The following is an 18768-nucleotide window of genomic DNA, read 5'->3' on the forward strand; positions in this document are numbered from 1 at the left end:
CAAGCGAGACGAGCTTACTGGTTGTCGATGCCGGGGTTAATCGCAGGTTCCATAGCTGTTCCAATCCTAATAGCCGCTTCTGCAGCATCGAACTCCGCTTGGATAGCAGGTTTGGGTGTATGGGCTGGCGCAACTAATTTTGCTAGTCAAAACTAAAAAAAACCAGGGCTAATCGGCGCTTCTGTTGCTTCAACTAGAAATAAAATTGTAGAAAATGTAACGAAGCAAATTGAAATCGCAGCGAATAGTGACAATAGTTTTGAGATTAGAAGCGGAGCTTTAACGAAAGCTAGAGCAGCTTGTATCATGTATGAAATTGCAGTTCCCACTGTTGTCACGGAATGATTGGGTACTTTTAACTTTGCTGTAACTAAAGAATAAGTCCGATACTAACCAGTATCGGACTTATTAGAGTTGAGTTAGTAAAATAGTGCTCTTCAACCCACGTATAACAACAATTATTGAGCAAAAATGCAGTAATGTTCCGTGTTTTTTGATTGTATTTTGAACGCTTTTTGTTGTTAGTAAAATACTGATCTACCCGCTTTGTATCTGTGACTATTATCGCTATTTAAATTTCAAAATATTCACTTTTCAGTATTAAAGTGCATATCTTCTAAGTAAAATTGTATTGCAGAGTTTGAACTGCAGAACATAAGTTAAACCTTTAAGACCAAAAGGGTAATCTCATTACCCTTTTTTTCCATAAAACATATACTTAAAATGAATTGGTTACGTATATTTTCAAAAATATGCACCTTTTTGTGTATTTTAATTTTTTCTAGCTTTATTCTTATTTTTGTAGCGATTTCTAGCTACAAATTGCAAATTGTTCCTCCTAAAGTATTGCCGCCCCTTCAGGGGCGGCTTTTTTAGTATTACACCCAAAACAAAAAACTTGCACCCACTGATCAGATAAAATAAAAAACTTAAATCGCGTTGAAAATATCGAAAAATGATATAATAAGTGTGTAAAAGGAAATTTCATCACATGGAGAGTTGATATGGAACGTATTTTAGACTTTTTAGTACTTATAATCCCTACACTAACATTGCACCAATCTTCAGGCTCTTTTGCGGTAGATGCATTGCAATATGAGCACACGATAAAACTAATTGGGCTCTTGTTAGCCACAACGAGTTATTTTTCCATTTTTTATTTATATAAACATGCCGCATACATGTACCCTGCTAATGAGATTGACAGAGCATTATATTTTTCGGGTAAGAAGCCGGAAAGATACAAAGTGTATGGTTTAATTTGGCTTGGCGTTCTTTACCTCAGTATCACTATTACTCACAACCTATATACGTCAGGCAAGAACCAAGTGTTGCTTGAAAATACAAAACAAGCTCAAGTAGCACAAACTATAAAAGATCGTCGACTTCTGGAACAGCAGGCCAAAATAAATTTAAGACTAACAGAGCTGGAAAAGGCCCTTGCAAAGCCAGAAAACTAGTTTATATTTTATTTAAATCTATTACGCATGATAATTTCACTTATCTTGCGTAATAGACATTTATGTGATTTTTGTTTAAAGTGTCTTATAAGACATTTTCATAAAGTTTAACTGTAGGTCTAATTGTGGCGGATAATTCAAAACTGAGACAAGAGCAAAAACGACAATCCCGACTTCGAAATAAAAAAACGACGATTCAAATTAATACTGATAACAAAGATAAAATCAAAAGAATACAAGCTGAACTTGGCTTTGCTTCAATTGATGAGACTATTGATGAAATAGTCAGCGAATATAATTACGTACAGCAAAATCGCGAAGGCAACAAAAATGATAGTGACTAGTCAATCAAATGAGTTACTTCTCCGCACCGGTAAAACTGAAAGCTTAGAAAAGTATTTCAATGATATTTTTAAACGACTACCTAAAAATACACAAAGAGCATTCAATTCGACGTTTAGAAGTTATGCATTTTTCTGTAATGTGAACAATTTAGTTAGCTTTTCTGAAGCGATGTCAGTCACAGAAGAAAGCGTTAAAAAGTACGTCACATCAATGTGTGAGTCACAGTTGTCCTTTAAAACTGTAAAAACACGAATATCGATATTATCCAAACTAATCGCACTGGCAGAACTGAAAAACCCAATCAAAGAGTCTGAGTATTTAAAGGATTTCATACGTTTAGAACTTCAAGAGTTCGATATTTATAACCGAGCAAAGCAAGCTCCTGCGCTAAGACTTGAAGATCTAGAAAAAATCAATAGTACCGTTATACCTGAAAACTTATTAGATATTCGTGATTTAGCATTAGTAAATGTAATGTTCGATGGATTATTGCGAGCTGATGATGCCGCAAGGGTGCAAATTAAGCATATTGATTTTAAGCAAAATCGCCTACTTGTTGAAAAATCAAAAAATGACCAGGCCGGTGCTGGCTCATATCGGTATATCTCAGATATTAGCTTGTCTTACATATCTGACTACTTAACTGAAGCCAATGAAGGAAAGTTGGAAGGTGATCCACGTTCGATAAGAAAAGGTATTTTGTTTCGCGCAACCTCTCCGAAAGGCACTTCATTAAGAGATTACGATGAGAGTGTCACACGGACTGGTTTAATGACAAAGCTTAACTACACTACTATATATAGAGCTATTAAAAGAATAGCTCAAAAGGCTGAGCTTGATTTTGATATTAGCGGCCACAGTATGAGGGTTGGGGGAGCAGTTTCGTTAGCCGAAGATGGTCAAAGTCTTGTAGATATCAAAAATGCCGGTGGCTGGAAATCTGATACACAACCAGCCCGTTATATTGAACAAGCGCGAATAGAAAATGGGATGTCAGTGTTAGCGCGAAAAAGAGGACGGTAATCCCATGCACCGATGGGAAGGTTCTCTTTTGATATTTGTTTCAAATGGAGTACACCCCAACCTTCTAATTTATATGGCAACGAGACTTTTGGATACATTACTAAAGGTATGACAATATACAATTGATTAATATAGCAAGTTAACGCTAGAACAAGTTTAATAGCTTAAGGATAAACATTGCTAGAATTCGGTATTAAAAAAAGCACAGATAAATTCGTACATGTAAACTCGGTTCCCAACGGAATAAAATGTGGGTGCATTTGCCCAGAGTGCGAAGATGACTTAATCGCCAAAAATAATTGTAAAGATAAAAGTAACCATTTCGCACATGTGAATTTAGTTGAAGGTCGAGCTTGTTTAATGACACAGCTTCATCTTGCAGCTCAAAACTACTTTTTAAATATTGCTAAATTTAATCTTCCAAAAGTGTTATTGACTTACGATGGAAGAGTCCTAACCGCCCCCAGTAAAACAATTAACATCACGAGTTCAAAGTTAGAGGCACCATTTGGTAAGTTTCGGGCGGATGTATTACTTGAAACAGATATTGGGCAGATTGTCATAGAAATTTCTGTGACTCATGAGTCAGAAAAGCCCAAAATCAAGTATTACAAAGAGAATGAAATTCCGTCATTGGAATACGACTTAGCTAGACTAAAATCACTCGAAGTTAAATCAGTCGTTGACTTGTTGAGTAAAAATCAAGCCCCTTCCAAGTGGCATTACGCTTGGTGTGAAAAGCAATTAATACATGACCACATTGAAAACAAGCGATTAGAAGAATTAGCTGAACTCAAACGCAGAAGAGAAAGCGCAAAAAAATCTGCACGGAAATACATCAGCAGCAAATCTGTATTGCTGCCTACAATTAACGAAATAATGAAATACTCAATAGGTGAAATAGATTATGAAGAGGAAGTACAAGTTTTTACTCAAAAGAACATCGTAGTTGATGAAATAACTATTTTTAGTGAAAGCGATGACCACCTAATACTCAAATGCATTAAACAATCTACATTAAATGCTAGTCACACCCTTTACATAGCGTACCCTTACACCGTATCACTGCCTGAGCCTATTAAATCCATAAGTGGTAGCGTTATAGTAAGACAACCATCTATCGCGAAAGGAAAACGAGCCACTTGGTACTGGCACAAGTCTCCACAATTAGAAGAAAAGAGGAGAGCGGCATTAGAATTGTTCAAAGAGAGATGTAATGAAAACTCAAAGAGGCAAAAGTCTACTGAGTTGGCCGAACCTTATATAATTTCACTGTCTAAAGAATACGCTCATGGTCAAGACTCATACTTCAAAACAGGCTATGGCAATTGGAAGCAGTGGTTAATTAAAAAAGGCTTGTTTACTCCCCAAAAGGACAAGAAAAACCCGAGCTACCCCCACATACTTAAATACTATAAAATACACCCAAACTTGTGGATGTTCGATGAATGGTATGTACTTGTTATTAGTGTAATCGCTGAAATTGTAGATAATATTCCATTACATACCAGAATTGTTACCTCTGATATTTTTAAACAAACTGCTATGTACTTTGGGCTACGGAACGAATTCATGACCTTCGAAAAAGAGGTTTCACCCCGTTTTTTAAAGGTTAGCTCTTCATCTTTGATAATAAGAAGTGCCGTTATATCATCGGTGCTGGATATATTTGAGTCTGAAATGAAGGTAAATAGAGATTCTAACGGTTATGTGAGAATCGGCTCATTGCTTGAATCAGTGAGACCTAAATAAGTTTGTTCTGCGTGACTAATTCAGGATACTTTTCTACGGGTGAATAAACAAGATTCACCCTCACTATAAAGTATCCAACCTTGGGGTGATCGTTTCACCCCTTTATTGCAGGGCTACACTTTCTTATGAACCCTTTCCAATGCTCTACTGGTAACAGAACACCATTAGCTATAGGTGAAATCGATTTTTCAGTTGTGAAATCAATTGAGTATGAAACTCCATTATTGAGGTCTAACTTAGGTGAATTGACTGAATACGACTTGTAGTTGGCTTCATCATGACACTTATAAAGTATTACTCATATTTCTGACATAATATTTATATACATATAAAAAATTAATTTTATCTTTTTTTGTTAACTTGGTGTAATATATATACCACCAACATATATGGGCATGACTTATGACAACGAATTCAAAAACTTTATTCTCCATTGATGCCATGTTTTCATGTTCAGGCAACGAGATATCAGTGGTTCTAACTGTTCAAAATAATTTAACTGACTTTTCTCAAGATGAACAACGCATTCTTGTAGAGTTCATGCTATCCCACTATGAATCTATTCCTGTTTTGAACATGGAACCATCCACCTCAATAGTTAGTGAAGAATTAAATGGTAAGTCCATAAGAATTGAGCTAACAAATGGAAATGATGGTTTTGAGCTCGATATAAACGGCCATGAACTAGTGATGCAGGGTGAGCACAAAGCTAATTGCGCACAAGCACTACACAAAGCGTTGCTTGATTTAGAAAGTCAATTTATAAATCTAGCTTCATAAGCTTATCAGTATTCGCCCTGCTATCGAATGCATAGACGGGGCTTACTTCTCTCTTTGATTCATCGAATCCTCCCAACCATTGCTCTAATAATTGCACCCCATTTTCATAAGCACCACGTAAACCAGGTATGTTTTTAGCACTTAAAATAAGCGACTGTTTTACTGTTTCATAAAATTTATATACATCACGAAGCTGATCTGACAGCTGAACGTAAAAAATTTTACCCTCATGCTTTATACTAAATTCCATTTCGCAAATTATTCTAGTATCAGCCTCAAGGGTTCTGTGACCCGTATTAATGTGCAACCACGTAACACCTAGAAAAGTTGATTCTTTCATTATGTTCTCAAGTACATCCACACAGACACCATTAATAATATTATGAAACTTAGCTTCAAGATTCGGTAGGTCTATAAAGCTGTAAGCCATTAAATTAGCCAAAATTTGAAGTTTTCAGAATTTTATATAAAGTTGGTGGCATAACCCTAACCCTAAATTGCTAAATATTCACTTTTTTGACTTCGTAATGATGCTAAAGAATTATAATGCTGGTTCACCATACTGAATTTAAGAGAGAGTTAGATGAGCTTAGGTACAACGGTTAAGGTTATAGAAGTAGATGATTTGAGTGATGATCTTAGCCCTGACATGCCTTATAAGTGTGTCGTTAAACTAATACAGGGCAGCATAGATGCAGCCATGAGTTGCGCAGACCTACAAATCGGGCCTTACGCTAAGCTCAAGCCCCTTTTTAATGTTGATAAACTAGACGCTAATACTTTTAAATATTCGACCTTCAGCTGCATCAAGGTTGGTGATACATTTACGTGCGCTAATGATCCGGCCATACAAAACGCCATAGACACTAAAGCCAACGTGAAGAGGCACACAACATTAGCGCTATCACGACAGGTCCATGTAGCTATTTCTGAGCCTATTATATATGAGCCATGGACACGACTAAGAACGTTTGAATCATACAAACATGGTCTAACTGATTGCAACGAAAACTTGATTGAGCGATACAGCCTGTGCACTTTAAAAAATGATACAGAATCGAATGAAGTATTTTGTATTGAGAGTGTAAACGTTGATGACAAGACTGTAAGCTTAAGCGCCCTCTCCCGCTGTCCATACGATTTATATACCGAGGAAGATAAACCGGTTAATGAAATTAAACTTTGCACTCCGCGAGATGAAGAACAGCGCTTATTTGATAAGTTAATTAAGCTACGGCCTGTTATCCAAGCACTCGGTGAATGCCATCATATTGACCTGATCCATTACATTAGTAAGCTAATAGTCAATGATAAACACACATTGAGTCAAGCTGTAGAGTTGATATGCAAACGTATCATTACGCTCATCGGGATCAAGAAAACAACTGTGTATGCGAGTGTTCAATATACATCACTGAGTGATTCGGAAATTAAGTCTCATATAAGTAAAATTATAACAATTTCAGAGTGCATCAACGCACTTACTAGCTTGGGGTTACCTAATAACACTGAATGGTCTGAAATGGAAAATCACTATATGTTAGTCATTGGTTTAGAGCCACAACTTGAACGGTTGTATCGAAATTTATTGCACATTTAAAATATGGGAGGTTAACGGCGGTTCATAATAAACAGTGCAAATTTAAATATACATTCGTTTATGAAGAATGATTGTTAGAAAAATTCCGAGATTTTAAAAACAACCATTCTGTTTAATGGAATGAATAGAGATTTAGCTTAAATCACACGAACTCGGCAAAGCGAAGGTTTTTGGAGCAACAAAGTGTTTATTAGGCAAGTCAAAGACCACACCGGTTAGAGATTCGATGTAACTAACAGAGACCAAGTAATCATCTGCATTATTTTTCTTGGCCACATTGCTGTTTGGCATTACCCAGGCATTCCGTTCGCCCGTTGGTTTGATGATGATTTTGTATAGAAAGTCTGGAGTCTCAACGCCGTGAGAATCAACAAAATAATCATTTGATTTATCATCTCCCCAAATCACACCTCCATAGACTGTTACTGGGCCGATATCACGCTCGCACTCAATCAACTTATCCGTGTGACGCCACAAACCTTGACGATTCAAAGGAGCGCTGTGCGGTACTATGTTTGAAAATGCATTTGTGCTGTCACTCGCCTTTTTATCAAAATCCATATGATTTGCAGGCACACCGTGTCCACGGTCAAACTTAGGTGATTTACGCGGGGTCTTATACGTGAAAGTACCATATTGCTGGCATTTCTTTGGAAGCCGAACATCTTGGAAAAACCCACTTTTACGTTTTGCATTTCCTGTGTCAGCTTGAGTTACATAATAATAATGCTCATACCCCCTCTTTTCACAATTGTAGAGAATTGAGTAATGACTATTATCCAATTCGATTAGTGTACCTTGGTGTGTGGGAAGGTTAGCCGATACACTAAATGGTAAAGCAAAAGCTGTTAATGCCAGTAATAGCTTCATATGAATGTTCCTTTTATTAATATTTAAATGAGGCTGCTTTTTTAGGAGAGCAGCTGAAACAAGCTTATGTGAAATAGAGAAAGTTTCAGCGATAGTCCCAGTAGAGCACTACTTCCCAAATAGTCGCTGTTTTAAATTTTTATATTCAGACTTTAAGCATTCCTTGTATGTAATGAAGTCGTAAATACTTAATCTGTTTCTTGAAGGTTTCACAGATAAGCGCTTACCAGAAAACGTGGGGTTGTCCAATGCTCCGATGATATGGTCCACTTCTTCGCGACTATAAAACTCATACATATTTGATACTGGTAATTCACCCTTTTTAAATGAAACTTTTAAAAAACCGACCTCAGATTGCGAAGTGTAATGCTTTAATTTAAACACCAGGTGCGGGTACCTTTGTGCAATGTTATCTACCTTTCGTTTTATGTCTAGGTATTGCGTATCTATGAAGTACTCTGTTATTGACACGTTTCGCAATGGTGAAACACCTGTAAATCGTTCAGGATTAAAGTGAGCCAGGAATCGTGCGATTACACTTCTATGTTTTCCCTCGGAAATGAAATAGTTATCACCCACTTTAATAAAGCTAAGATTATGATGCTGATCACTTAGGAAATACTCAGGGTTTGCACGTAACTCTTCTAAATTCGACGCTATACGCTTTAACCACTTACCTTCTAGACACTCACCCCAGGTACCATCACCATACATTTGATCAATCCCGACGATTTTATCCATCGGGATGTCACCCCTGAAGTAACGCTGCTCACTAGTGAGGCAAATGTTGTTTGAGTTTTTATACTCTCCGTAATTGATAAGATTGTCATGGCTGAACGGGGCCGGTGTTTGATTGTTAAGGGTCTGTATTTCTGTATTCATGCAATACCTCATTTGTGGTTTAATTTTTATGCATAACTTTATTGGTGATTTACTCAAACAAAAAATAATGTGGGTGAACAATATTTTCACCCCGAACAATAAAGTATCATCCTAAGCAATATAGTTTCATACTGCTAGGTGGCAACTTGTAGCAGTAAAACTTTACCAGTTCTTGCTGCTTGTTCTACGAAACTGGTAAATTGTTTCAGTTTTTCACTGTTTTGTTTCGTAAAAGTGGCAGTTTGTTTGGTTTTTTACCACTTTTGTTTCGATAAGATGGTAAATATTTCAGGTTCAGTATGAAACTCTTTATTGCAGGGCTACAAATAATGATTAGGCTTTTAGTTTGCTTATAAAGTATATAGTGAATTAAGAAGGGGAATTCGGGTGGAAAAAATAAATGTGTGATGTAGTTAAATTAAGCGTAAGGTCAAAACTAGACCTTACGTAAAGCTTATATAGAAATCGTGCTAGGAACTTTTTGATCGGGCATCCTTACTTTTGCGCTTTTCTAGTAAAATTAACTCTCGCGCCTCAGTTACCGACAATGGGTGCCCTAGCATTTGCTCAAGTAGTAAGAGTTGGGCGTAAAACCACTCTCCAACGGAACAATTAAAGTGGAGCACCCTACCAGCATCACTTAACGAGATGTTGCAACCCTTATTATGCTCATTGAATCGAATAGATTTATTCCGATCTTTGCCATGATACTTAGACTCATATGTGTAATAAATACCGTGTGAGAACGTGTAAAAATATTTAAACAGATCCACATCACTAAGTTGAAGTGATATTTTGTCACGCCATCGTGCCTCTTTATTGTCAACTGGCGCTATTTCGATATTGATTGTATTTAGTCCTTTTTGTGATGTTACAGCTTGAAAATTAATGGCGAACTGCGGTCTAAAGAACGTGAATTTTTTACCAAACTGAGCGTTACTCATAGCGTGCCTTTTATAAATCATCCACCAGCAAGAAGCTGCCATTATCGTTCATAATATTAATATCGGAAGTGTACGAATGGTGTTTCAGCTCGGCATCGACAAATTCGAGCGTTTTATTGATAGGGTTTATTGCAAGCGCGTAATAAGCCTTACCTGCCTTGTTCGTTTTTGCAAAATCAACAAGGCCTTTATGAGGGCCATCCACAGAGAACGCAGTAAATAGAAAAAGCGACACAGGCCCTTTATAACGTGGCAAGCTCACTTCATCAATTACACCTTTAAATTGATAGTAATGCCCGTCTGTAGCTTCAATAAAACGCAATCCTTGGTGTAATGCATTTTTACCAAGCGAAGAAAACACCGTGCCAGGCTTAATAATGACATCGTTGAAAGGGACCTCTGCATCTGTGCCCAGGTGCTGGGGTTCCGTTGTTACAATGAATGTTTGACCGTCTGTAAATAGATTAAGTCGAGAGTCGTGATTTAGAAATTGTACAGTACCCATAATTTTCCTAATTTTAATTTATCAATTCATGGTGGCGATGGGCCACCAAGCAATGTGGCTAATCAACCGCTTTCAGTTCATGTGTAAGCGGATAACAATCGCCTTCAAATAAGATGACTTGGTTAGTATCAATCAAAAACACATACACAAAGCCATTCAAACAAATCAACCGGTAAGTACCACCTGCCCCTTTAGTTGCGTAGTTGCTAGTACCAAATGTGCCTCCATGGCCCACGCCCCCTGCGCCAAAACTACCGGCAACAACCTCACCAGAATCATAATGAGGAACGTTAGACTTAGTCAGCATGATGATTTTGTCGATAAAATCGGGCTTCTTCCACTGATTAAATCGAGAGCTTGACCAGCGAATAATAGAGTTAAGCTTTGCCTTCGTGGCTGTGCAAATTAACACTTCATATTTATTCGCGACTTCATTAACAAACGAAGCAGATGCATTCCATCGAAGAGCGTCAGAATTTTTAGGCGCTATGTTATTAAACACAGCTTCACGCTCAGCACTTTCAATTTCGCATTCATTCATTTTTCGTTTTGCTTCAGTTTCTGGGTCTTCAAATCCAGCAGCTTTAGCATCACTTAAAAACAGGTCATACAATAAATCAGGCATACACTTCTCTTCTGTGAAACAGGTAACCAATTAACGTAGAGCTATAATAGCCAATAAAATACATGCGGCAGGAAAAGAGCACCTTCCATGGAACAACATACAAGAGTTCTCTGGCTGTTAGCCCCTTTGAGTTATACCTCTGCCCCTTCCCAGCTGTGCTTTGGAAGTGCCGCAGCGCCCCTGCGGGGCGCAGAAAAAAAGAAAAAAATGAAAGAGAGAAAATAAGAGCCAACATAAAGCAAACACGGATGTTGATTTGAAGACATATAGTTGGGTATTCACTTGTATGTTGTTCCATAGGGTTGCTTAAATGTTAAACTCACTGGGCACTCTATGTAATCTGACCGTGCTTGTAACAACACCTTCTACACAGTACTCATCATGCTCTGTTATTTTAACCGGCGGATGGTCAGGATTAGCTGACAACAATTGGTTGTTCTTCATGTCAGCGATTTTACAGACAAACAATCCATTATACGTGGCCACAATGACATCACCGTGCTGAACCGTTAACTTCCTATCAATGAGCAGCAAATCACCATCAAATATTCCAACACCTTCCATGCTTCGCCCTGATGCCCTACCAATAAATGTAGTGGTCGGATCGACGAACATATCATCAAGCGACTTTGTAAGCTGTTTATAATTTACTGCGTGCCCTACATTACTATCCACAGCGCTAGCCCTTATTAATATAAACTGCACGTAGGGTAGCAAAAATACAATGTTATGTTAGCTAATTAATTTGTGAAATATTCACTTATCGCTTGTGTGACTTTAGCTCTGAAGTAAAGTGACAACAATATCAACAAACACACAAGTTGCGAGCATGAGTCCACATGGAAAATTGGAAACTATCTGGGTAGGTCAAACCTTGATAGTTAATGTCGAAGAGCCACTTAATGTAGAGGCGCTGATAAAATTCAATGCAGTAATTGAGAGTCAAATTGAAATGAGAGCTGCAAAGCATTGGAAGCGGTATGTGTCTTTTTCTCCATGCGCACTGGGTGGGCCGGATGTTGTGAGTTTGACTAAGCAAATAAACCAATGGTGCTTTGATAATGGGTGTATTGCATGCGCTATCCACATCACATCTGCACCGCAGCGCTTCTTATATGGAACTTCACACTTAAACTGCCGGTTCTTCACCGATGATGAGCAGGCATTCAATTGGCTTTTAACACAAAAGGTTTAGATCACATGAAAAAATTTATCGCTCTAATTGTTATCATTGTCGCTTTACTTGGCTATGGCATTTATAACAAAGAACAATTGAATATTTGGTTCTCGATGAATGATCACCAGCAAGCAGCTAATCAGTTTTGGTTTACCCAAAAAAACCTTCTTGATGAAAAAGGTACGACTAACCTTCCTTTTACTGACAAGGTAATCACTTTTGATTATTTTGTATCTACGCCGATCCAACAAGACGGGAAATACTACTTTGAAACAAAATTAGTGATCAATAACCAGCATTTACTCCCGCTTTATACTACTGTGAAAGCGGTAGAGGGTAAATGGACTGTGGACCAAACCGAAACATTTGCCAGTGCGGGTGATGCAAGCATTCAGTACTATATGGATCTCTATCAAAGCACACTGAAAAACACTAACCAGTACATTAAAAACATGGCGCCTAAGATGACTAAAAAAGATGCTGAGGCATTTATTGACAAGCAACTAGGAAATATAAAAACCGTCTTCCTCGACACATATCATGCGCAATAACCTTAAAGGGGTCTTTTTCTGAAACACTTCCTTGCCCTGATAGTATGGACAAAAGGGGTTGCCTTTTGCAACCCCAACCATTTACAGGATTCGACATTATGATTATACCCTTTTCACTTCGGCTACCATGTACTTTTAGCGGCGTTACATTATGATTACGAGAGTAAGTAAGTTCAGAGCTTTGCTCTCTGCATTGCTCGTTTTGCCTATTGGGGTTGGTGGTTACCTCTACTCAAAGCAATCATCATCCAAAGCAGCCACCCCAATCACCATTAACAGCAATGTTAGTATCCCTGTGCAACTGCTCGATGAAGCAACCCTTGAAAGTGAGCTAGGCCTTGCGCTTAAAAAAAGAAACACAAAGGCTAACCGGCACTGGGAGCAAGTGGTTAAAAGTGGGGGTATATTTGATTGCTTACGTCCATTGGGAGAGTATGAGTTCAATTCAGGCCAATGGGTAACACCAAGTGTCGTTACTTACCGAAATGTGAATGGTGAACACCTGCTTTCATTTGTTGTGGAGTTATTTCACTCTCACCATGAGGGGAAGTTTACTTTTGAAGGGGCCCTGAAGGAAAACCTTACACTTGATTACAGTGCGGAAGGTTTAAGTGCGCCTTTAAATTACTTTTCACGCGAACCCAAGGTTAAGAGAGGTAACTGCGTGGTACCTGTCCTTAAAAGCGCAATGCTACCTCCCCTCTCTTATAACCCCAACCGGTATCACTCACGACTTGTTAATTACTATATGGATGTAATCGAACCAATAATTCTATCTTTTAAGGAAAAAATTAAACGTGAAATTCAATAAGGTTAAACACGCCAAAGTGCTGGTGACAGGTCTCGCTTTGCTGAGTGTTTTATACGTTACTGTATTTTTTGAAATAGTGAAAATAGAATCAAATTCTATGCAACCTACCTTCAAAGAAGGCGAGTTTATAACGCTTCATCGTGTGGTTTTTCCGAGGAATGCATTTGAACGAGGTCAAATCATCAAGTTTGACACACCAAGTAAGGAAAACGTGCTAAAGCGAGTAATAGCGATTGCAGGTGATATGGTGATGGTAAGCGGAAAAGAAACATACATTAATAAAAAAAATATCGGACATTTTGAATTAATAGAGCGTCACCTTGTTTCTCATGGGGAAGTTTACCAAGATGGCTACCCATTATCTGTTTATTCTAGTGAGCTAGACAACGGCCACTTTAATATCGCTTTAACAGGGATTGTTCCAGAATATACCGAAAACTACTTTCTACAGCCAGGTATGCCAGTGGGCCAATGGTATGTTCCATCTGACCATGTATTTGTGATGGGAGACAATCGTGACTTCTCATATGACAGTCGCTTTTTTGGGTTTATTCCGATAGAGCAAATAAATGCACATTATGAACAATAACATCGGCAATATTATTCATTTACCTTTTTGTATTTTGGCATAATACGGAATTTTAAACGTTTCATTGCAACTAACGCATGACTTAAAATCGCCACCAATAGAAATAGCATCAATATTACTCTCATTCCCACAATGCGGACACGTCACATACAACTCCCTTGCATAAACAACAGACTGATATTTAAGATTAGCTTGATTTGATAAATTGTTCATAAAACCTCTAGATTCAAAGTGATATAACGACACTGATGTCATTATTCATAGCAATATTTATATCATTTCCCTGAAGCCGAATATCACAGCCTGCAGGGTTTAAAATATCGAGCAACCCTTTTCGAGCTAATGCATAATCCCCCCAAAAAACAGTCAACCCAGTGTCTGGGTTATCACGATCGAAATGAACTGCAACGACTGCTTTATCTGTTAGGGTACTCCCCGTAACATTGACAGTGGCCATACACGTAATGACACCTTCTTTGTACGTATCTTTTGATCTAATGTGCGACATTACCGCATAAAAATCGTTTATCATGGGTACAATGCTTTTTTTCATAACTATCTGTGGCTAGGTAAATTTCATTAAACGTACTTATATCGTCATCTGAATTATCTAGCGAAGAAATCTTTGAAATTGTCCCTTATTATTCCCAGCTACTATGAAATGCACTTCATACGTTTATCGAAGGGTGGATTATTGTCAGTGGCGTTCTTGATAGCTTTAAGCACTTCATTAATCGCCTTAAATAGTACATTCTGTATTTCTTTGACAGTCTGATTTTCATCTAAAATACAGTAAGCACCACCAGCTGACTTTGATAGAACGATGTAATCCATTGTTTTCTGCGTATTCTTAGCAGAGTCACTTTTTAACTGTATATCGAAATAAGCGAAATGACTCCCTAGTTCAAACTTAAAAAGTGGGTAGCAACGGCCTAAATCGTTGTGTATTGGCTTTAAAAGTCGGTGACAAGTAAATTCCAAGCCAAGAGTTTTCTTATACCATTCGAAAGACGAGGCGATTTTTTCAATTGCCTTTCTTTCTAACGTGTTATTTACTGGTAGCCAAGAACGTTTGTTTGCAATTGGTTGAAAATAGGTTAATGCTGGAGCGACTACCCTTTTTGATTTAGCCTTCACAAAAGAGATAGAAGATAGTATCAGGAACGGGCCATTTTCAATATTTAGCTCTGAAATCTGGCTTAAGCTTTTAAAAAACTTAAACGAACTGATATCTTTTCCCTTCGCTATTTTTTTAGCTAACAAGTGAGTCTCAAGTGACTCTAAACTATCAACTATATCTATTATAAAATAGGGTTCGGCGTGCCCTTCCAACTCGACGTCACTCAGAAACATTTCCTTAACTTTCAGGAAGTTAATTAATCCGAAAGATAGCTTTTTGGTAATGCCTTTTCCATTAACATATACGTCATTAGTCCCTTTATCTAAAATTGCCTTTATATTCGATGAAAAAGTCCTATCTGTGTATGTCTTATTCACATCGCTTTTATCTACCAAGTAAAGCAGCAACTTTTTCAAGGTGTTCATGCTAGATTTCGTGTCATTATCAAACGAATTGGAGGTGTTTTCGTCAATAAATACAAACTGATTACTTCTTGTCCGTTTAACGTTTGTATTTGTACTTATTTTGCTAGGCACGTAGTGAAACGGGCAGTTTTCAGTGTGCGTTCCATAACGGGTTAGATTTACTAGTGAATAATGACTGCCATTTCTCCTAACCGTCATTATGGGTGGCTGTCCATCTGAACAATCACAAGCTACCCAGTATTTTTTATGCATCTTCCTTAATGTGTCTTGGCATGTACGAAGGTCAGACCGTGCATTTCTTAATGTAGGTATAGCTATGGTTGGATCAAAAACTTTTTCGCTGACATTACCTTTTAACCTTAATTCCATATCTACCTCTCGGTCTTGTTCTGCATTCTTTTCAGTTAACTATAGTAATAACCGTTATAGGCACTGCTTTATGACATATGTTTTTTATGCATCGTTCCAAAACATTGAGCTATGCACAGATTTATTATGTTGATTTAGTAAGTTACAACTATTGTTGGGTTGGTTTTTTTTCTATATCTAAAAAACTAACAGGGGAAACTGTTAAGTCATTAGTAATAAATCTTTCCTCACCAGATAAAATATTAACTTCAATCCAACTATCTTGATTTATATAATATGCTGTAGAAGCATTTACACTTATTTTTTCGAGGCCATCCATAACAACATTCCCAACAACATAATTTGAGATTGCATTGGACATAGCAGCACCTAATGACGAGGTGTTCGTTGTAAATGATCCATAATAATACCCAACTCTAACACCGGTCCCTTGCCATGAATCGGAGAAGTAATAGTTAATTGTTGCTGATGTTCTAACACCAGTACTATAGATACACTCCGGTTGACTACATGTTTCAAATTCAAACCAGTTAGCGCGTTGAAACTGATAGCTGGATGTTACAGAGCTACCAAATACGTCATTGAATGAAGGCGGAATTGACAGAGATACTTCAGGTGTCATATACACACGCATTGTGCGCATTACTGAATCATCATTTTTGTTGTAGGATATGGTCGAAGTTAAAAAAGTATCAGTTAAAATATCAGGTGGAACTTCAGTTTCGCATATACCTTTCGTAGAAGTTGAATAATTGTAATATGCTGGAGTTCCAGAATAACGAGTAGCTAAATAATCTAAATAACAATGATTAACCCTACAGTTAACCCCAGGCCCATCACAGCCCAAACTAACTTCGCTCCTTAAGTAAAATTCATTCATTGTTGATAATGGCGCAGGTTTATCAAGTATCCCCTCGGTACTAGTAATATCAAACGTTTCATTAAACTTGTCAGATGTCACAGAAAGATATCCCCCTAATTCGTTAGAAAAGATATAAAAAGTTCCGTCGCTCATTTCAATAGCTTCACTCCACCCAGCAGAGTCCTCAATGTTGCTAACGACCATTATGTTAGCTGTTCGACCCTGTGAGCTCCTATTTGTATTTTTCGTATTTAAGTTAACAATATACTCAGAACCACTATTTCGCTTTAATGTAATCTGACCATCTTTAACATATGCACTACTATTTTTAACCCAAATAGGTTCATTGGCTAAAACTGGTAATGAAAATGCAAGTAAAATATAAAAACAATAATTAGTTAAACTCATAATTCTCGACCTCTCCATTAAATACATTCCACCAGTAAGTAGCCATCATTCGGTCAACGATACTAGTCGGTGGATTAGGGTGTGCATGTGCTAATTTTCTTTCAATTAGCAATAAATTTAACGGTGTGCCATCACGCAAACGAACAACATACATATAGTCTCCATCTACTAAATATGAATCCATCAGAACATGTTGGTACTTATAACCATTCAGGAACTCAGCAACACCTACTGGGTCATCTATAATTAAATCTGCGAGAACAGCCTCTACGTGAGTATCTTCAGAATAGGTATCAATCAGTACCCCACCCACTCTAGTTACACCCAGAACAATTCCACCCGACTCATCAACCGGTTGATAACTTGAACTTCCACTTAAAAGCGCAACAAAGCCATCTTCAGAATGAAGAAATGCGCGTATATCCCAGTGTATTGCTTCTTTCAATGCTGTTAGCTTGGTTGGGACTAAAGCATTTTGTAGGCTCGGTGACGACATAACCACAGCTGCAATTGAAAATACAACTAGTGATATACAAAAAAGCGATATCATCCACTTAGGAAAGATTATCTGCAATCGATACATTAATTCACGCATTAATTCACCTTTAACGCGAACCATTTACCGTTCACGCTTACTATAACTTTATTGTTTTGTGCTTTTATTAGTACCGGTTTAAAAGTGCCTTTACTTGTAACAACGGGGGTGTCTAATGTTTCTTTCCAGGTGTAATACGCACCGTTAATGAACGCCCCATCGTCCTCTATTCCTGTTGCGTATAAAGTGCGATTGACATAATAATCAAGCGGGGTTTGAGGTTTTGGTGGTGTTTTTTTCTCTACTTTTTTAACTTCTACAGGCTTTGGCTTTTCAATAATTATTTCAGGCTCATTTTCAACAAATAGAGTGGCATCTAAGTCATCATTTAGATCACTACTTTTATCAAAATTAGCATCTAAGTAATACGTGTTCTCAGATACATCTACCGTTGAGCTGAAGCCTGAAATTGAGTTACTGCCTATTACCGTTGTTGACTGTACATCAAGCGCCCGACTTATCATCCACTGCTCAGAGAGCCTAAACAAGCCAACAAACAATACTATTACAATTGAAAACTGAATTGGTGGACTCATTGTGCGCCAATGTTGTGAAAGGCTTTTAATCATGATTTACTCCCTTCCTTTAGATACACGCACAAATCATAGAAGTTTACTTTTATACCGTTTTCAATACTTGTAACGGTATATTGATCAAAGTCAGTACCGGCTCTTTGCTCTATTTCACGCATAGCTGATACAACGAGGCCTATACTTTGCCCTTTTGCTTCGTAACCGGCATAACCCTGCCCAAAGCAAACCTTTCTCAAACCAAGCGGTACTTGCTCCCCCCCGATCGTGCTCACAATACTTTCATTCTTAGATATATTTGGTACATCGCGAGTAGGGATAAGTGATGTACTTTTGATATTTAGTTGTTTAGATAAAGACACTCTGTCACTGTCACCCACACTGTCATATGCGCCTTCCCACTGAGACATTACAGTTTGCTCAAGTGAATGTAACTTGTCGCTATAACGCTTAGATTCGCTATTGATTGCTGCTTGCTGCTTAATTAACCCTTCCCAAATGGGCTTTATATTTTTGATGTAGTTTACAACAATCGAAATGGACAC

At 37.7% G+C, this 18768-nt stretch carries 23 protein-coding genes; 10 read left to right on the forward strand and 13 right to left on the reverse strand.

Features of this window, described 5'->3' with window-relative positions; all coding sequences use genetic code 11:
* The first annotated feature begins 1004 nt into the window (after positions 1-1004).
* From HUS62_RS09330 to HUS62_RS09350, 5 genes are all read left to right on the forward strand, one after another.
* Positions 1005-1460 (forward strand): hypothetical protein, encoded by a 456-nt coding sequence (locus HUS62_RS09330; protein ID WP_175079285.1) that lies wholly within the window; start codon positions 1005-1007, stop codon positions 1458-1460.
* 125 nt (positions 1461-1585) lie between these two features.
* Positions 1586-1804, forward strand: coding sequence for a hypothetical protein (locus HUS62_RS09335; RefSeq protein WP_175079286.1), 219 nt, complete (start codon positions 1586-1588; stop codon positions 1802-1804).
* Complete coding sequence (locus tag HUS62_RS09340; RefSeq protein ID WP_175079287.1) at positions 1791-2828, forward strand: tyrosine-type recombinase/integrase; 1038 nt, start codon at positions 1791-1793, stop codon at positions 2826-2828. Before HUS62_RS09335 ends, HUS62_RS09340 begins: the two co-directional genes overlap by 14 nt.
* Positions 2829-3005: 177 nt before the next feature.
* Positions 3006-4580, forward strand: a complete 1575-nt coding sequence (locus HUS62_RS09345; RefSeq protein WP_175079288.1) for a hypothetical protein — start codon at positions 3006-3008, stop codon at positions 4578-4580.
* A 402-nt stretch (positions 4581-4982) separates the two neighbouring features.
* Positions 4983-5360, forward strand: a complete 378-nt coding sequence (locus tag HUS62_RS09350; RefSeq protein ID WP_175079289.1) for a hypothetical protein — start codon at positions 4983-4985, stop codon at positions 5358-5360.
* Here HUS62_RS09350 and HUS62_RS09355 read toward each other — a convergent pair.
* The gene (locus HUS62_RS09355; RefSeq protein ID WP_175079290.1) at positions 5341-5790 is read right to left on the reverse strand and encodes a hypothetical protein; all 450 of its coding nucleotides are present in this window, start codon (positions 5788-5790) and stop codon (positions 5341-5343) included. The genes HUS62_RS09350 and HUS62_RS09355 overlap by 20 nt on opposite strands.
* A gap of 153 nt (positions 5791-5943) precedes the next feature.
* Between HUS62_RS09355 and HUS62_RS09360 the strand changes: the two genes are divergently transcribed.
* Positions 5944-6960, forward strand: a complete 1017-nt coding sequence (locus HUS62_RS09360) for a hypothetical protein (protein ID WP_175079291.1) — start codon at positions 5944-5946, stop codon at positions 6958-6960.
* A gap of 132 nt (positions 6961-7092) precedes the next feature.
* Here HUS62_RS09360 and HUS62_RS09365 read toward each other — a convergent pair whose 3' ends face one another.
* The 6 genes from HUS62_RS09365 to HUS62_RS09390 form a co-directional block, all read right to left on the reverse strand.
* On the reverse strand, positions 7093-7830 hold the full coding sequence (locus HUS62_RS09365) for a DNA/RNA non-specific endonuclease (protein WP_175079292.1): 738 nt from the start codon (positions 7828-7830) through the stop codon (positions 7093-7095).
* 108 nt (positions 7831-7938) lie between these two features.
* Positions 7939-8712: a hypothetical protein gene (locus HUS62_RS09370; RefSeq protein WP_175079293.1), complete on the reverse strand. Its 774-nt coding sequence runs from the start codon at positions 8710-8712 to the stop codon at positions 7939-7941.
* A gap of 470 nt (positions 8713-9182) precedes the next feature.
* Positions 9183-9656 (reverse strand): hypothetical protein, encoded by a 474-nt coding sequence (locus HUS62_RS09375; RefSeq protein ID WP_175079294.1) that lies wholly within the window; start codon positions 9654-9656, stop codon positions 9183-9185.
* 10 nt (positions 9657-9666) lie between these two features.
* On the reverse strand, positions 9667-10161 hold the full coding sequence (locus HUS62_RS09380) for a hypothetical protein (protein ID WP_175079295.1): 495 nt from the start codon (positions 10159-10161) through the stop codon (positions 9667-9669).
* 58 nt (positions 10162-10219) lie between these two features.
* The gene (locus HUS62_RS09385; RefSeq protein ID WP_175079296.1) at positions 10220-10786 is read right to left on the reverse strand and encodes a hypothetical protein; all 567 of its coding nucleotides are present in this window, start codon (positions 10784-10786) and stop codon (positions 10220-10222) included.
* Between the two features lie 306 nt (positions 10787-11092).
* Positions 11093-11461 carry a LexA family transcriptional regulator gene (locus tag HUS62_RS09390; protein WP_282658470.1) on the reverse strand — a complete coding sequence of 123 codons (369 nt, stop codon included), beginning with the start codon at positions 11459-11461 and terminating at the stop codon, positions 11093-11095.
* A gap of 154 nt (positions 11462-11615) precedes the next feature.
* Between HUS62_RS09390 and HUS62_RS09395 the strand changes: the two genes are divergently transcribed.
* From HUS62_RS09395 to lepB, 4 genes are all read left to right on the forward strand, one after another.
* Positions 11616-11981 (forward strand): hypothetical protein, encoded by a 366-nt coding sequence (locus HUS62_RS09395; RefSeq protein WP_175079297.1) that lies wholly within the window; start codon positions 11616-11618, stop codon positions 11979-11981.
* A gap of 5 nt (positions 11982-11986) precedes the next feature.
* A complete protein-coding gene (locus HUS62_RS09400; RefSeq protein WP_175079298.1) occupies positions 11987-12514 on the forward strand; it encodes a hypothetical protein in 528 nt (175 codons plus the stop codon).
* Between the two features lie 151 nt (positions 12515-12665).
* A complete protein-coding gene (locus HUS62_RS09405; protein ID WP_175079299.1) occupies positions 12666-13325 on the forward strand; it encodes a hypothetical protein in 660 nt (219 codons plus the stop codon).
* A complete protein-coding gene (gene lepB / locus HUS62_RS09410) occupies positions 13312-13914 on the forward strand; it encodes a signal peptidase I (RefSeq protein ID WP_175079300.1) in 603 nt (200 codons plus the stop codon). The genes HUS62_RS09405 and lepB overlap by 14 nt, the downstream gene beginning before the upstream one ends.
* 226 nt (positions 13915-14140) lie before the next feature.
* On the opposite strand, the gene HUS62_RS09415 is transcribed toward lepB, so the two are convergent.
* From HUS62_RS09415 to HUS62_RS09440, 6 genes are all read right to left on the reverse strand, one after another.
* The gene (locus HUS62_RS09415; RefSeq protein WP_175079301.1) at positions 14141-14371 is read right to left on the reverse strand and encodes a hypothetical protein; all 231 of its coding nucleotides are present in this window, start codon (positions 14369-14371) and stop codon (positions 14141-14143) included.
* Positions 14372-14568: 197 nt separating this feature from the next.
* Positions 14569-15828 (reverse strand): hypothetical protein, encoded by a 1260-nt coding sequence (locus tag HUS62_RS09420; protein ID WP_175079302.1) that lies wholly within the window; start codon positions 15826-15828, stop codon positions 14569-14571.
* Positions 15829-15976: 148 nt separating this feature from the next.
* Positions 15977-17098 carry a hypothetical protein gene (locus tag HUS62_RS09425; RefSeq protein ID WP_175079303.1) on the reverse strand — a complete coding sequence of 374 codons (1122 nt, stop codon included), beginning with the start codon at positions 17096-17098 and terminating at the stop codon, positions 15977-15979.
* Entirely contained in the window at positions 17085-17594 is a 510-nt protein-coding gene (locus HUS62_RS09430) for a hypothetical protein (RefSeq protein WP_175079304.1), read from the reverse strand. The genes HUS62_RS09425 and HUS62_RS09430 overlap by 14 nt, the downstream gene beginning before the upstream one ends.
* Positions 17595-17692: 98 nt before the next feature.
* The gene (locus tag HUS62_RS09435) at positions 17693-18262 is read right to left on the reverse strand and encodes a hypothetical protein (RefSeq protein ID WP_175079305.1); all 570 of its coding nucleotides are present in this window, start codon (positions 18260-18262) and stop codon (positions 17693-17695) included.
* Positions 18259-18768 (reverse strand): hypothetical protein, encoded by a 510-nt coding sequence (locus HUS62_RS09440; RefSeq protein WP_175079306.1) that lies wholly within the window; start codon positions 18766-18768, stop codon positions 18259-18261. The genes HUS62_RS09435 and HUS62_RS09440 overlap by 4 nt, the downstream gene beginning before the upstream one ends.

The organism is Pseudoalteromonas sp. 0303 (assembly GCF_013349995.1).
In the GTDB taxonomy this organism is placed as follows: domain Bacteria; phylum Pseudomonadota; class Gammaproteobacteria; order Enterobacterales; family Alteromonadaceae; genus Pseudoalteromonas.